Here is a 12726-nt window from a genome sequence, read left to right as displayed (position 1 = left end):
GCTCGCAGGAACCGGTCCGGCCCGTCCGGATCGCCGGTTCCTGCGAGCCGTTCGTGTTCCTGCGAGCCGAGGACCCGCCCGACCGCCGCGGTACCGTCGAGCGCATGGATCCGCGCCTGCTCGATCGCCTCGCCGCCGCCGCCTGGCCCGCGCTCGAGATCCGCGAGCTCGACGGGTGGCTGCTGCGCGCCGCCTCAGGAGTCACGAAGCGCGCCAACTCGGTCCTCACCTCCGGCGCCGTCGCCGACCCCGAGCGCGCGATCGACGCCGCGGAGGCGTTCGCGCACGACCACGCGATCCCTCCGCTCCTGCAGATCGGACCGGCGACCCTGCCCGCCGATCTCCCCGAGCGCCTGGCCGCACGCGGCTACACGCCGCACGAGCGCACGCTCGTCCTCACAGGCACGGTCCAGGAGGCGCTCGCCGCGCTGAGCGGCCCGCCCGCAGTCGTGGAGCCCTCGCCGTCCGAGGACTGGCTGTCGCTCTGGTGGTCCGTCGACGGTCGCGGAGGCGCTGCCGAGCGCGTCGTCGCGCAGCGGATCCTCGCGGGCTGCGACTCCTCCTACGCCCTCGTCCGCGACGAGCGGGGCGCAGCGGCCTGCGGTCGGATCGCCTACGCGACCGCCGGGGACGAGCCCTGGTGCGGACTCTTCTCCCTCGCCACCCGCCCGGACGCGCGGCACCGCGGTCACGCCGCGTCCGTCCTCCGCTCGCTCCTCGCGGAGGCGGAGTCGCGGGGAGTCGAGCACTACTGGATCCAGGTCCTCGAGGCCAACGCCCCGGCCCGCCGCCTCTACTCCGCCCTCGGCGCGACGGAGTCGTCCTGGTACGAGTACTGGCGCCGCCCCTGATCCACCCCGCGAGATGCCACTCCGGTACGCGACACGCCGACCGACGCGTACCAGACTGGCATCTCGCGCAAGCCGGCCAGGACGATCAGCCCGCGAGCACCGCTCGCGCGACCGCGTCGGCCCGTGCCTCGTCGCCCGTCACGACCACGCGCCACCAGACGTCCTCGGCCAGCACGTCCACCTCGCACGTCCCCGCTGAGCAGCCCGAGATCGCGCGCTCTCCGAGTCCGTCCACGGGCGACAGCGGGATCGACAGCCCGGTGGTCAGCGACAGAGTGCGCCAGCCCTCCTCGCCCGAGGGCAGCACGTCGACGCTGAGGCCGGAGTAGGTGGCCGCGCTCGCGTCCGTCCAGGTGCAGGAGGCGAGACCCGCGCGTGCAGCGGCCGCGGCCCCCGCGGTCGACGGAGTCGCCCCCTCCGTGCCCGCTCCGGCGACGGGCTGCGCCAGCCCGGCGAGCGACGTCAGCTGCTCGGCCGTCAGCAGATCCGCGCAGACGGGTGCGGTGCCCGCGATGACGTCGTCGAGGCGTCCGTCCGCGGAGTCGGCGATCGAGGAGGCGAGGGCCGCGAGGTCGAGGGTCGCGGGCGCCCCGATCACCGCGAGCGAGACCCAGGTCGATCCGGCGAGCACCTGGGCGGTGCAGCTCCCCTCCGCGCAGGCGCCGGAGGCCGCGTCGCCCGCCGCCAGTGCGGGGCCCGCGGGCAGTGCGGCGAAGGCGTCGCCCGCGTCCGTCGCCGCCGAGGCGACGATCGAGGCCGGCCCGTCCTGCTCGAACCAGGAGCAGGTGAGGAGTCCGCCGTTCTCCTCCGCGGCGGCGCGGATCAGCTCGGACGAGGTGCGGACGGCGCCGTCTCGGCTGCCCTCGAGGCGGTCGGCCGGCAGCCCGAGGGTCTCCGACGCCCGCTCCACGGGCAGCAGGGCGTCGCAGTCGAGGCGCGTGAGCGGGGCGACGGACGCGGACGCGGACGCCGAAGCGGACGCCGACGCCGACCCCGTGCCCGTCTCCGCCCCCGACGACGGACCGCCCGTGCACCCCGCGAGCATCCCCGCGACGACCGCTCCGAGCACGACGATCCGCGCCTTCACGCCGTCAGCTCGCGCTCGATCGCCGCCGTGAACACGTCGATGTCGTCCTCCGTCGTGTCGAACGAGCAGACCCAGCGCACCTCGCCCGTCGCCGGGTTCCAGTCGTAGAAGCGGGACACCTCGCGCAGGCGGTCGGCGACTCCGTCGGGCAGCGTCGCGAACACCGCGTTCGCCTGCGTGGGCTGCGTGAACGCGAGCCCCTGGATCCGTCCCGCGGCGATCGACTCCTCGAGCTGCGAACGCAGTCGGGCGGCCATGGCGTTGGCCCGCCGGGCCGAGCGCAGCCACAGCGGCTCCGTCTCGCCGTCCTCGCCGAGCATCGCGAGCAGCTGCGCCGAGAGGAAGCGCATCTTCGACGCGAGCTGCATGTTGGTCTTGCGGAGGTAGTGCAGGCCGCTCGAGGCCTCCGGGTCGAGCACGACGATCGCCTCGCCCAGCAGCATCCCGTTCTTGGTGCCGCCGAACGACAGCACGTCGACGCCCGCGTCACTGGTGAAGGCGCGCAGCGGCACGTCCAGCGCCGCCGCCGCGTTCGCGATCCGCGCCCCGTCGAGGTGCAGGCGCATGCCGTGCGCGTGCGCATGATCGGCCAGAGCCCGCACCTCCTCCGGGGTGTAGACGGTGCCGAGCTCGGTCGACTGCGTGATCGAGACGACGAGCGGCTGCGAGCGGTGCTCGTCGCCGTAGCCCCAGGCCTGCTCGTCGACGAGGTCCGGGGTGAGCTTGCCGTCGGGCGAGAGGACGGTGAGGATCTTGATCCCGCCGACCTTCTCGGGCGCCCCGCCCTCGTCGGAGTTGATGTGGGCCGTGCCGGCCGAGATCACGGCGCCCCAGCGCGGCAGCATCGACTGCAGTCCGGTGACGTTCGCGCCCGTGCCGTTGAACACCGGGAACGCCTGCGCCTGCTCGCCGAACTCGCGCCGGAACGCGTGCTGGAGCCGCTCGGTGTACACGTCCTCGCCGTACGCGACCTGGTGCGCGCCGTTGGCGGCGGCGATCGCCGCGAGCACCTCGTCGTGAACTCCGGAGTAGTTGTCGGAGGCGAAACCGCGGACGGTCGGATCGTGCAGAGCGCTCATGCCTCCATCTTCGCAGCCCCCGTCCGGGAGCCGTTCAGGAGCCCGACCCCCGCCGCCGCCGTGTTTCCGGCATGTGAACAGGCCGAGAGCGTCGAGCCGATCTCCGTCAAGAAGTTGGTATCGGCTGAGCGAACGGCCACTCTTGTCCTATGCGCATGGACACATCGGGGGCGGTCCGCGATATGCCGGCCCCTCCCGGGGTGGACGAGATCGCGGCCCGCTTCGGCGACCCGGTCCTCGCGTTCGCCCCGCAGCCGAGACTCGAGGAGTTCGCGGCGGCCCAGACCATGGCGCTCGGGCGGTTCGTCGAGATCTCGCTGTCCTACTCGTTCTTCAAGAATCCGCGCAATCGCGCCGATCCCGTCAACCACGTCCCGCTCACTCCCGAGCAGAAGCGGGCCATCGAACGGGCCGAGAACGACCACCTCCCGCCGTGGATGGTCGACCAGGTCACGCGGATGCGGTACCCGGTCCTCTGGGAGGCGGTGCGCACCTCCGTGCCCATCCCCGCCGAGCGCAGCCGTCCGCTCGAATCGCGTCTCGCCGCCCACATGGGCGACGTGCTGCGCAACACCTTCCCCGGCCGCGTCCGCAGCCGGCGCGGAGGGATGCCCGTGGTCGCCGCGGCCCTGCGCGACGAGGACGTCGTGCGCGGGGTCCCGGTCGTGGTCGACGGAGAGGCGCTGCGCGGCTACCGGGTCGACACCGATCCCGACGTCGTCGCCATCGGCGCCCGGGTCGACGGCCGGTACATGACCGTCGTGCTCGACCGGAAGATCGTGCCGGACATCCGCATGGAGTTCGTCCGCCGCTCGCCCCCTCGCCCGGCGGCCCCGCAGCCCCGCCGCTGACGGCGGAATCGCCGCACAGCCTCTGCCGAGAAGGCGGTCTGCCGGCCGACACGCCCCCGCCTCGGCAGACGTCCGGTCGGCGTCAGGACCGCCCCGGCACCGCGATCCCGTGCTCGTAGGCGAACACGACCGCCTGGATCCGGTCGCGCACGCGCAGCTTCATCAGGATCTTCGACACGTGCGTCTTCACGGTCGCCTCGCCCACGAACAGCTGCGAGGCGATCTCGGCGTTCGACCAGCCCCGCGCCAGGTAGACGAGCACTTCGCGCTCGCGATCGGTCAGCTCCGACACCGCCGGGTGCTCCTCCGGGCTGCGCGCGGGCTCCGCGGCGAAGCGCTCGATCACGCGGCGGGTCACGTCGGGCGCGAGCATGGCGTCGCCGCGCGCGACCACCTGCACGGCGTCGACCAGATCCTCCGGAGAGGCGTTCTTGAGCAGGAAGCCGCTCGCTCCGGCCGAGAGCGCGTCGAAGAGGTAGTCGTCGCGGTCGAAGGTGGTGAGGATCAGGACGCTCGAGCACAGCCGCGGGTCCTTGACGATCTCGCGGGTCGCGGCGAGCCCGTCCATCCCGGGCATCTGCACGTCCATGCAGATGACATCGGGGCAGAGCTCGGAGGCGCGCTCGATCGCCTCGGACCCGGTGCGGGCCTCGCCCACGATGACGATGCCCGGCTCGGACTCCAGGATGATGCGGAACCCCGCCCGGACCAGCTCCTGATCGTCCACCAGCAGGACGCGGATGTCCTCGGTCATGCGCGGCCCCCGCTCGCTGCGTCGGTGCGCCCCCGCGACGCCCCGGTCGACGCTACCGGTTCGAGGGGTCGCTCCGGAGCGCGCACCCGCGACAGCGGCACGTGCACGTGCACGAGGTACCCGTCGCCGCGCGGGCCCATCTCGATGCGCCCGCCGACGGCCGCGGCCCGCTCGCGCATGCCCGTCTGACCCAGCCCGCACGACGCGGGGACGGTCGGGTGCGGGCCGGTGCCTCCGTCGTCGGCGACCTCGAGCTCGACGGCGTCATCGAGGTAGCGGAGCCGCAGCTCCGCCTGCGCGGAGGGCCCCGCGTGCTTGCGGACGTTCGTGAGCGACTCCTGCGCGATGCGGTAGAGGCTGAGCCCGACCGTGGCCGGGATCTCCCGCGGAGCGCCGAGGGTGCGGAACGAGGTGGGCAGTCCGGAGCCCGCGGACGCCGCAACGAGCTCCTCGAGCTGCGCGACTCCGCGGGTCGAGGCGGAGTCGGTGGGCGCCGAGTCGGTGACGCCCGCGGGGGTCGTCTCCTCGGCGCGGAGGGCGACCAGGATGCGGTGCAGCTCGTCGATCGCCGAGCGCGCGTCGTTCTCGATCGCGCTGAGCGACCGCGCCGCCTTCTCGGGGTCCCGCGCCAGGACGCGGCGGGCCGCTCCCGCCTGCACGCCCATCACGCTGACGTGGTGCGCCACGACGTCGTGCAGCTCGCGGGCGATCCGCAGCCGCTCCGAGGTGACGGCGCGGCGGGAGGAGCGCTCGCGCTCGTCGTCGAGCTCGGCCGTGCGCGCCTCCAGCGCCTCGAGCCGGCGCGCCGACTGCCACGACGCCTCGCCGAAGACGTACGCGCTGCCGAAGTAGAGCAGGTTCACCAGGACCACGAGCGCCGACTCCGCCACGTAGGGCGAGAGCGGGCCGACGGATTCGGTGGTCGGCACGGTGCGGTTCAGCCAGTCGCCGCTCACGAGCGTGGTCACGAGCCAGCCCAGCATCGCGATCGCGATCAGGAGGCGCACCACGAGGGCGCGGCGCCGATCCGCCCCCCACGCGCCCACCGTGTAGATCGCGAGGAACAGGCAGATCTGGTTGAACAGTGACTCCGGCACCTGCAGCACGAGGCCGAGCGCGTAGACCACCGCGAGGACGATCGCGACGGTGGCCGGGAACCGGCGGCGGAACGCGAGCGGCAGCGTCAGCGCCACGGCCCAGTGCGCGCTGACGATCGGATGCGCTGCGTCCGGGAAGCCGGCGGAGGTGTACAGCAGGACCGAGAGCACGGTCGCCAGCAGCAGCACTCCCGCGCCCACCGCGTCGCGCACGTAGTTCGAGCGCGTGGGCGGTCTCCTCGACCAGCCGGCGTCGAAGGGATCGGCGGCGGCGACGGTGTCGGCACCTCGGGACATGGCGTCCAGAGTACGCGACGGGTTCCCGGCGGGGTCGGGAGACCGCCGCCGGGAACCGCGGGCGTTCTCAGTCGCGTCCGGTGATGCCCCGGGTCGACGCGATCACGTCGCCCATCTTCTTGGCCAGGGCCTCGTAGAACATCGACAGCGGGAACTCGTCGTCCAGTACCGCGTCCGTGAAGCCGCGAGGGGCTCCGAGGAGCACCTCGTCAGGCAGCCCGCGCGCCCAGGCCGAGGCGGGGTGCGGAGTGAGGACCGACGCGATCAGCGCGTGCGCAGCCAGCCAGTGCGCGGTCTTCGGACGGTCGATCGAGCGCCAGTAGAGCTCGTCGATGGCGTCCGAGAGGGCGACGACCACGTCGGCGACGCCGTCCCACTCGAAGGCGAGCCGGGTGTCGGTCCAGTGCAGCACCCCGTTGCGGTGCAGCCAGGCGAACAGCAGCTGCCCGCCCAGCCCGTCGTAGTTGCGCACCCGCGAGCCCGTCAGCGGGAATCGGAACAGGCGGTCGAACAGGATCGCGTACTGCACCGAGCGGGCGCGCTCGGCCAGGCGCCCCTCGTCGTCGTCGAGGTGCTCGGCCGCGGCGAGACGGCGCTCGATCGCGACCGACTCGCGGAACGCCGTCAGGTCGCAGCGCAGCTCCTCGAGCGAGTACAGGAAGAACGGCATGCGCTGCTTGATCATGAACGGGTCGAACGGCAGGTCCCCGCGCATGTGGGTGCGGTCGTGGATGAGGTCCCACATCACGAACGCCTCCTCGGCCAGGCGCTGGTCGGCGATCAGCCGGCGCGCGTCCTCGGGGAGCTCGAGGCGTGTGATCTCGGCGGCACGGCCGACGACGCGGCGGAACCGGGCCGCCTCGCGATCCGCGAAGATCGCTCCCCAGGTGAAGGCGGGGACCGCGCGCATCGCGACGGTCTCGGGGAAGAGCACGGCGCTGTCCGTGTCGTACCCGGACGTGAAGTCGACGAAGCGCACCGGCACGAACAGCGCGTTGGAGTAGTCGCCGGCCTCCAGCTCGGCGACGAAGCGCGGCCAGACGACCTCGACGAGCACCGCCTCGACGTGGCGCTCGCGGCTGCCGTTCTGCGTCAGCATCGGGAAGACGACGAGGTGGCGCAGTCCGTCGATCCGGTCGAGCTGGGGCTGGAACGCCTGGAGGGAGTCCAGGAAGTCCGGCACTCCGAGCCCGTCGTCGCTCCACCGACCGAAGTCGACAACGAGCGCCTCGAGGTAGGCGGCGTCGTGCGGGAACGCGGGGGCGAGGGCGCGGATCGCGGCGACGATCCGCGCGACGGCCGCGCGGGCGTCCTCGAGGCGGTCGGGGTCGGCGAGGGATCCGTCGGCGGCCTGCAGCGGCTGCACGGCGGCGACCGCCGCCTTGAGGTCGAGCCACGCGGAGGAGGACTCGACGCGGTCCTCGAGGACCTCCGGCTCTCCGACGACTGTGCTCTGCACGAACTGCGACATGGTGATCCTCCTCACGCTTCGAATCCCTGGTGGAACGGGTCGGATGCGACCCGACTCCGAGCGTAGGGGCCGCAGCGCGCGCTTTTCTTGCGTGGGCCCGGAGCTGCGCGGCGAGGTCGGCTCTCAACGCGCACGCTTGCGCCACTCGGCGCTCGTTCCCAGCTCTGATCAGCGTTCGACCAGGGGTTTCGGAGGTACGACCCCCCGTTCGGGGCTAGATTCCTCCACGGCTCACATCAGCTCCGACAAGGGGTCGAAGATGGGGCGGACATCGCGGCCGCATCCCGAGTGCGGCCATCCGATCGATCGGCCACTCCGAACACCTGGCGGAGGGGCGCGACCGACGGGCCATCCTGAGAGAGAGGATCGGAGCGCGTGACGGGACCCGAACCCGGAAGCGACCACAGAACAGTCAGCATCGATCAGCAGTCCGAGAACATCCGCCTCCTGCCCTGGCCGCAGGCGGACGTCGCCGCACTCAGCGTCACCCGCGCCGAGTCGGACACCGGACACGAGGACGACGGCACCCTGCACGACCGCTACCTGCGCGGTTGGGCCGAGGGCACCGCCTTCTTCTACGCGATCGAGCTCGACGGCGACTGCGTCGGCTCCATCGGCTATTGGTACGGCCACTCGCGCGGCATCGTCGCGTACGAGACGGCCTGGGATCTCGCCCCCGAGGCGAGAGGACGCGGCGTCGCCGCGCGCTCGGTCCGGCTTCTGCTCGAGGAGGCCGCGGCGTTCCCGCTGCCCCGCTTCGTGCACGCCTACGTGCGCACGGACGACGCCGAGGACAGCGCGACGTGCGTCGAGGTCGGCTTCGACCGCGTCGACGTCGTCGAGAAGGGCGAGCCCCCGAGCCTCTACGCGGACTGGGCCTTCGACCTGGCGGCGGTCGCCTAGCCGGCCCCGCCCGCCCGGGCATCCCTCGATCGGGTGCTCGGGAGCGGCGCTGCGCGCGGAGTCAGATCCCGTGCCTCGCCAGCCACGGCCGGAGGACCGCGAGGAACTCCTCGGGCCGCTCGACGCTGGGCAGATGAGCGGCCGACTCGAACACGTGCCCCTCGGCATCGGGGATGGTCGCGACGAGGTACTCGAACACCGGGAACGACTCCGACACGTCGTGCGCCCCCACCAGCAGGAGCGCCGGCACGTCCAGGTCGACCACCCGGTCGTACGCGGGCGGCTCGAGGGGGATCGGCCGCGGCTTCTCGTGCTCGTGGCCTGCGCGCCCCTCGGCGAGCGAGCGCACGGTCCGGACGAAGGAGGGGTCGAGCCCGTCCGGGGAGCGGCCCGGCCCGAAGGCCCACAGCTCCGCCTCCTTCCGCGCGACCTGCGCGTGGTCGCCGGTGGTGAGCAGGGCGTCGATCTCGTCGAAGCGGGCGTCCTCCTCCTCCGTCAGCTCCGGATACGGGAATCCGCCGACGCCCGGGCAGATCGCCACGAGTCCGCTCACCCGATCGGGGTGCGCGATCGCGAGGTCGAGCGCCGCGGAGCCGCCGCGCGAGCAGCCGACGACGACGGCCCGCTCGACGCCGAGGTGATCGAGCACGGCGAGCAGGTCGGCGCGCTCGTCGAAGTCGACGTCGCCGGTCGTCGTGCCGCCGAAGCCGCGGGAGTCCAGGCGCACCACGAGGTGGTCGCGGGCGAGCTCCGGCACCACCGGGTCCCACATCCGGAGGTCCGCGATGCCGGCGTGCACCAGCAGCAGGGCGGGGGAGGAGGCGTGGCCGTCCGCCTCCCAGTGGAGGCTCGCGCCGGGGACGTCGAGATGCGGCATGCCGACACGGTAGGCCGGGCCCCCTCCGGACGCAACGGCGCCGGACCCTAGGCTGGGAGGCGATCCCCGCGAGCACTGCGCTCGCCCGAGCGACGGAGGACACCACGGAGGGCGTGCTCACCGGTTTCGCGATCATCGGAGTGGTGATCGCCGTCGGCTACCTCATCGCCCGCTTCGGGCTCGTGCCTCCGGAGGGACGCGCGGTCCTGTCTCGCATCGCCTTCTTCGTGACGACGCCGGCCCTGCTGTTCACGGTGCTCTCGCGGGCCGACGTGACGGTGCTCTTCTCGTCGTTCCTCCTGGTGTCGCTGAGCACGGTCCTGATCGTCGCCGCGGTCTACGTGCTCGCGTCGCGGCTGTTCTTCCGTCGCCAGCTGCCCGAGACCGTGATCGGCACCGCCTCCTCCGCCTACGTCAACGCGAACAACATCGGGCTGCCCGTGGCGATCTACGTGCTCGGCGACCCGCAGTGGGTGGCCCCGACCCTCCTCCTGCAGCTGCTCCTGCTCGCGCCGACGATCCTCACGGTGCTCGACATCTCCACGAGCGGGCGCACGTCGGTCGGCGCGATCCTGACGCAGCCGCTCCGGAACCCCATGATCATCGCCTCGGCGCTCGGGCTGCTCGTGGCCGTCACGGGGCTGGACGTGCCGGCGCCGGTGCTGGAGCCGTTCTCGATCATCGGCAACGCCTCCATCCCGCTCGTGCTGATGGCGTTCGGCATGTCGCTGCGCGGGCAGCGGCCGCTGGAGGCGGGCCCCGCGCGGGTCGAGGTCGTCGTCGCCTCGACGCTGAAGTCGCTCGTCATGCCCGCGGTCGCGTGGACGCTCGGCCGCTTCGTGTTCCAGCTGGACGCCGAGCACCTGTTCGCGGTGACCGTCACGGCCGCCCTGCCGACCGCCCAGAACATCTTCAACTTCGCCTCGCGCTACGACCGCGGAGTGGCCGTCGCCCGCGACACGGCGCTCGTGAGCACGGTGGCCGCGGTGCCGGTGCTCATCGCCGTGTCCCTCCTCCTGGGCTGACACGGCTCAGGTCGAGTTCCGGACGATCAGCGTCGGCGGCGAGACGGAGGGGAGGTCGTCCTCCCTGCCCAAAGCGAGTGCGGCGGCGCGGGCTCCGAGCTCGCGACCGGAGTGGCGGACCGTGGTCAGAGGCACGACCGCCGCGGCGGCGTCGGCGATGTCGTCGTTGCCCACGATCGCCAGATCCTCGGGGATCCGCAGTCCTCGGCGAAGGGCAGCGGTCTGCAGTGCCAGGGCGAGCAGGTCGTTGGCGCAGACCACCGCGGTGGCGGCGCCGCGCGACGCGAGCAGCTCCTCGGCGGCGTCGAGGCGCGACCGGGTGTCGTTGCCGGAGGCGTCGAACCGGGTCAGGACGACCTCCGCCCCGTGCTCCGCGATCGCCTCCTCGATCCCCGACAGCCGCTCGACGAGCTGCGGAGCCGCACCGGGGCCGCCGAAGAAGACGCAGCGGCGATGCCCTCGCTCGAGCAGGTGGCGCATCGCGAGGCGCCCGGCCTGCGGGCTGCGGGTGAGGACCGTGGGGTACTCGTCGGACCCCGATCCGATGAGGACGATCCGCGCCCCGCTGCCCCGGACCAGCTGCAGCGGCTCGCCGTCCTCGTTCATCGACATCGCGATCGCGCCGGCGACCCTCATCCCCGCGAGGACCTGCGCGAACCGGCCCTCCCGCTCAGCGTCGCCGTCGGTGTTGCAGGTGATCACGATGTGGTCGTGCTCAAGCGCGACGTCCTCGATCCCGCGGCTCACCTCGGCGAGGAACGGATTGCCGAGATCCGGGACGAGGAAGACCAGGGCCCGGCTCCGCTCCCCCTGCATCACACGCACCGCCGCGTTCGGGATGAAGGCCAGCTCCTCGATCGCGGCGCGGATGCGCTCGGCGGTGTCGGGCGCGATCGGCTTGGTCGCGTTGAGGTAGTTCGACACCGTGCCGATCGAGACGGAGGCGCGGCGCGCCACGTCGCGGATGCTCGATCGCCCGGACACCGGCGCCCCCCTTCCGCGCCAGAGCCGACGCCACAGTATTGACATCGTAACCCGCTCGGTGAAATGCTTCACCAACCGCGTCAGTGAAACAGTTCACCGCCCCGTTCGAAGGAGAACGATGACCGCTCCGTCCCCGTCCGCGCAGACCCCGTCGCTGCGGGAGCGCCTCTTCGGCTGCTGGCTCGGCAAGGCCGTCGGCGGCACCCTCGGCCAGACGTTCGAGGGCCTCGAGGGCCCGCTCGACGCCGATTTCTACTTCCCCGTCCCGGAGGGGATGGTCGCGAACGACGACCTCGACCTCCAGGTCGTCTCGGCCGTCGTCCTCGATCGGCTCGAGAGCCCGACCGTCGATCGGCACGTCCTCGCCGACGCCTGGCGCACGCACGTGCGCTTCCCGTGGAACGAGTACGGCGTCGCCGTCCGCAACCTCGCCGAGGGTCTCGAGCCCCCGCACACCGGCTCCTTCGACAACTGGTTCTCGCGCGGCGAGGGAGCGGCGATCCGCTCGGAGCTGTGGGCGTGCCTGGCCCCGGGGGATCCCGATCTGGCGTCGGCGTACGCCTACGAGGACGCCTGCTTCGACCACGACGGCGAGGGGATCCACGCCGCGCAGTTCCTCGCGCGCCTGCAGTCGCTCGCCTTCGTCGAATCCGACCCCGACGTCCTGCTCGACACCGCCCTCGCGGGGCTGCCGGGCGAGAGCGGCATCACCGCCGTGGTGCAGGACACCCGCCGCTGGTGCGGCGAGCACGCCGACTGGACCCGCGTCCGGTCGCTGATCGTCGACCGCTACGGCCTCCAGGACTTCACGGACGTCCGGATGAACACCGGATTCGTCGTGCTGGGCTGGCTGCTCGGCCGCGACTTCTCGGAGTCGATCCTCATCACCAACAACTGCGGAGAGGACTGCGACAGCTCGACCGCGTCGCTCGGCGCGCTGCTCGGCATCCTCGACCCCTCGAGCATCGACGAGCGCTGGCTCGCCCCGATCGGCTCGGAGCTCGTCCTCAACCCCGAGATCATCGGCCTCGAGCCCCCGGCCACTCTGGAGGAGTTCACCGACCTCGTCCTGAGGCTCCGCGACCGCCTCGGCGGTGCGGCGCCGACGGCCACGAGTACGGCCTTCGACCCGTCCTCGCGGCGGCTGCCCGTGCGCATCGCCCACTTCAACACGGTCTACTCGCCCGAGCGCTGGCTCCAGCGCGACCAGTCCGGGCTGCCGGCCGAGGGAGTGCCGCTCCCCGCGCTCGAGTACGCGGCGGGAGAGCTCGACGGGACGTGGGCGCGACTCCCGCGCGAACGGTTCGAGGACCGGCTGCTCATGATCGAGTATCCGTTCAACGGCCGGGGAGTCCGAGACGTCCGCCTCATGGTGACGAGCACCGAGGACTACCGGCTGTGGCTCGACGGCGTCTTCCTCCACGCCGCGCAGGGCACGGGACTCTTCTTC

Annotated in this window: 12 protein-coding genes; 5 read left to right on the top strand and 7 right to left on the bottom strand. The window is 72.6% G+C overall.

The annotated features are described in order from the left end of the window. A partial coding sequence (locus ASF46_RS16955) for a GNAT family N-acetyltransferase (protein WP_327205471.1) occupies positions 1-851 on the top strand: 851 nt, incomplete at its 5' end. 85 nt (positions 852-936) lie between these two features. Here ASF46_RS16955 and ASF46_RS16950 read toward each other — a convergent pair. Further along, complete coding sequence (locus tag ASF46_RS16950) at positions 937-1938, bottom strand: hypothetical protein (protein WP_056868733.1); 1002 nt, start codon at positions 1936-1938, stop codon at positions 937-939. Then, on the bottom strand, positions 1935-3017 hold the full coding sequence (locus tag ASF46_RS16945) for a threonine aldolase family protein (RefSeq protein ID WP_056868732.1): 1083 nt from the start codon (positions 3015-3017) through the stop codon (positions 1935-1937). The genes ASF46_RS16950 and ASF46_RS16945 overlap by 4 nt, the downstream gene beginning before the upstream one ends. Positions 3018-3217: 200 nt before the next feature. Here ASF46_RS16945 and ASF46_RS16940 point away from each other — a divergent pair, with 200 nt between their 5' ends. After that, positions 3218-3868, top strand: coding sequence for a hypothetical protein (locus tag ASF46_RS16940; RefSeq protein WP_157602721.1), 651 nt, complete (start codon positions 3218-3220; stop codon positions 3866-3868). Between the two features lie 82 nt (positions 3869-3950). On the opposite strand, the gene ASF46_RS16935 is transcribed toward ASF46_RS16940, so the two are convergent. The 3 genes from ASF46_RS16935 to ASF46_RS16925 all read right to left on the bottom strand — a co-directional run bounded on the left by ASF46_RS16935 (position 3951) and on the right by ASF46_RS16925 (position 7487). Beyond that, a complete protein-coding gene (locus ASF46_RS16935; protein WP_056868730.1) occupies positions 3951-4622 on the bottom strand; it encodes a response regulator in 672 nt (223 codons plus the stop codon). Further along, entirely contained in the window at positions 4619-6016 is a 1398-nt protein-coding gene (locus ASF46_RS16930) for a sensor histidine kinase (protein ID WP_056868729.1), read from the bottom strand. Before ASF46_RS16930 ends, ASF46_RS16935 begins: the two co-directional genes overlap by 4 nt. Before the next feature lie 67 nt (positions 6017-6083). Continuing rightward, positions 6084-7487 (bottom strand): DUF6421 family protein, encoded by a 1404-nt coding sequence (locus ASF46_RS16925; protein ID WP_056868728.1) that lies wholly within the window; start codon positions 7485-7487, stop codon positions 6084-6086. Positions 7488-7862: 375 nt separating this feature from the next. Here ASF46_RS16925 and ASF46_RS16920 point away from each other — a divergent pair, with 375 nt between their 5' ends. Beyond that, positions 7863-8390, top strand: a complete 528-nt coding sequence (locus ASF46_RS16920) for a GNAT family N-acetyltransferase (RefSeq protein ID WP_056868727.1) — start codon at positions 7863-7865, stop codon at positions 8388-8390. A 61-nt stretch (positions 8391-8451) separates the two neighbouring features. Here the strand turns inward: ASF46_RS16920 and ASF46_RS16915 are convergent, their stop codons facing one another. Then, the gene (locus ASF46_RS16915; protein WP_056868726.1) at positions 8452-9267 is read right to left on the bottom strand and encodes an alpha/beta fold hydrolase; all 816 of its coding nucleotides are present in this window, start codon (positions 9265-9267) and stop codon (positions 8452-8454) included. A gap of 113 nt (positions 9268-9380) precedes the next feature. Between ASF46_RS16915 and ASF46_RS16910 the strand changes: the two genes are divergently transcribed. Then, positions 9381-10292: an AEC family transporter gene (locus ASF46_RS16910; protein WP_235577005.1), complete on the top strand. Its 912-nt coding sequence runs from the start codon at positions 9381-9383 to the stop codon at positions 10290-10292. Between the two features lie 6 nt (positions 10293-10298). Here ASF46_RS16910 and ASF46_RS16905 read toward each other — a convergent pair whose 3' ends face one another. After that, a complete protein-coding gene (locus ASF46_RS16905) occupies positions 10299-11276 on the bottom strand; it encodes a LacI family DNA-binding transcriptional regulator (protein ID WP_056868724.1) in 978 nt (325 codons plus the stop codon). Between the two features lie 118 nt (positions 11277-11394). Between ASF46_RS16905 and ASF46_RS16900 the strand changes: the two genes are divergently transcribed. Further along, on the top strand, positions 11395-12726 hold a 1332-nt coding region (locus ASF46_RS16900; RefSeq protein ID WP_162240196.1), incomplete at its 3' end, for an ADP-ribosylglycohydrolase family protein.

Origin of the sequence: Rathayibacter sp. Leaf296 (assembly GCF_001423045.1) — a bacterium.
Lineage (GTDB): Bacteria > Actinomycetota > Actinomycetes > Actinomycetales > Microbacteriaceae > Rathayibacter > Rathayibacter caricis.
This window is presented reverse-complemented; position numbering and strand designations above follow the sequence as displayed.

What these genes read in the sequence shown, in the direction of transcription:
- ASF46_RS16945 (WP_056868732.1), bottom strand. Translation starts at nt 3,017, where the DNA reads ATGAGCGCTCTGCACGATCCGACCGTCCGCGGTTTCGCCTCCGACAAC.
- ASF46_RS16935 (WP_056868730.1), bottom strand. Translation starts at nt 4,622, where the DNA reads ATGACCGAGGACATCCGCGTCCTGCTGGTGGACGATCAGGAGCTGGTC.
- ASF46_RS16930 (WP_056868729.1), bottom strand. Translation starts at nt 6,016, where the DNA reads ATGTCCCGAGGTGCCGACACCGTCGCCGCCGCCGATCCCTTCGACGCC.
- ASF46_RS16925 (WP_056868728.1), bottom strand. Translation starts at nt 7,487, where the DNA reads ATGTCGCAGTTCGTGCAGAGCACAGTCGTCGGAGAGCCGGAGGTCCTC.
- ASF46_RS16915 (WP_056868726.1), bottom strand. Translation starts at nt 9,267, where the DNA reads ATGCCGCATCTCGACGTCCCCGGCGCGAGCCTCCACTGGGAGGCGGAC.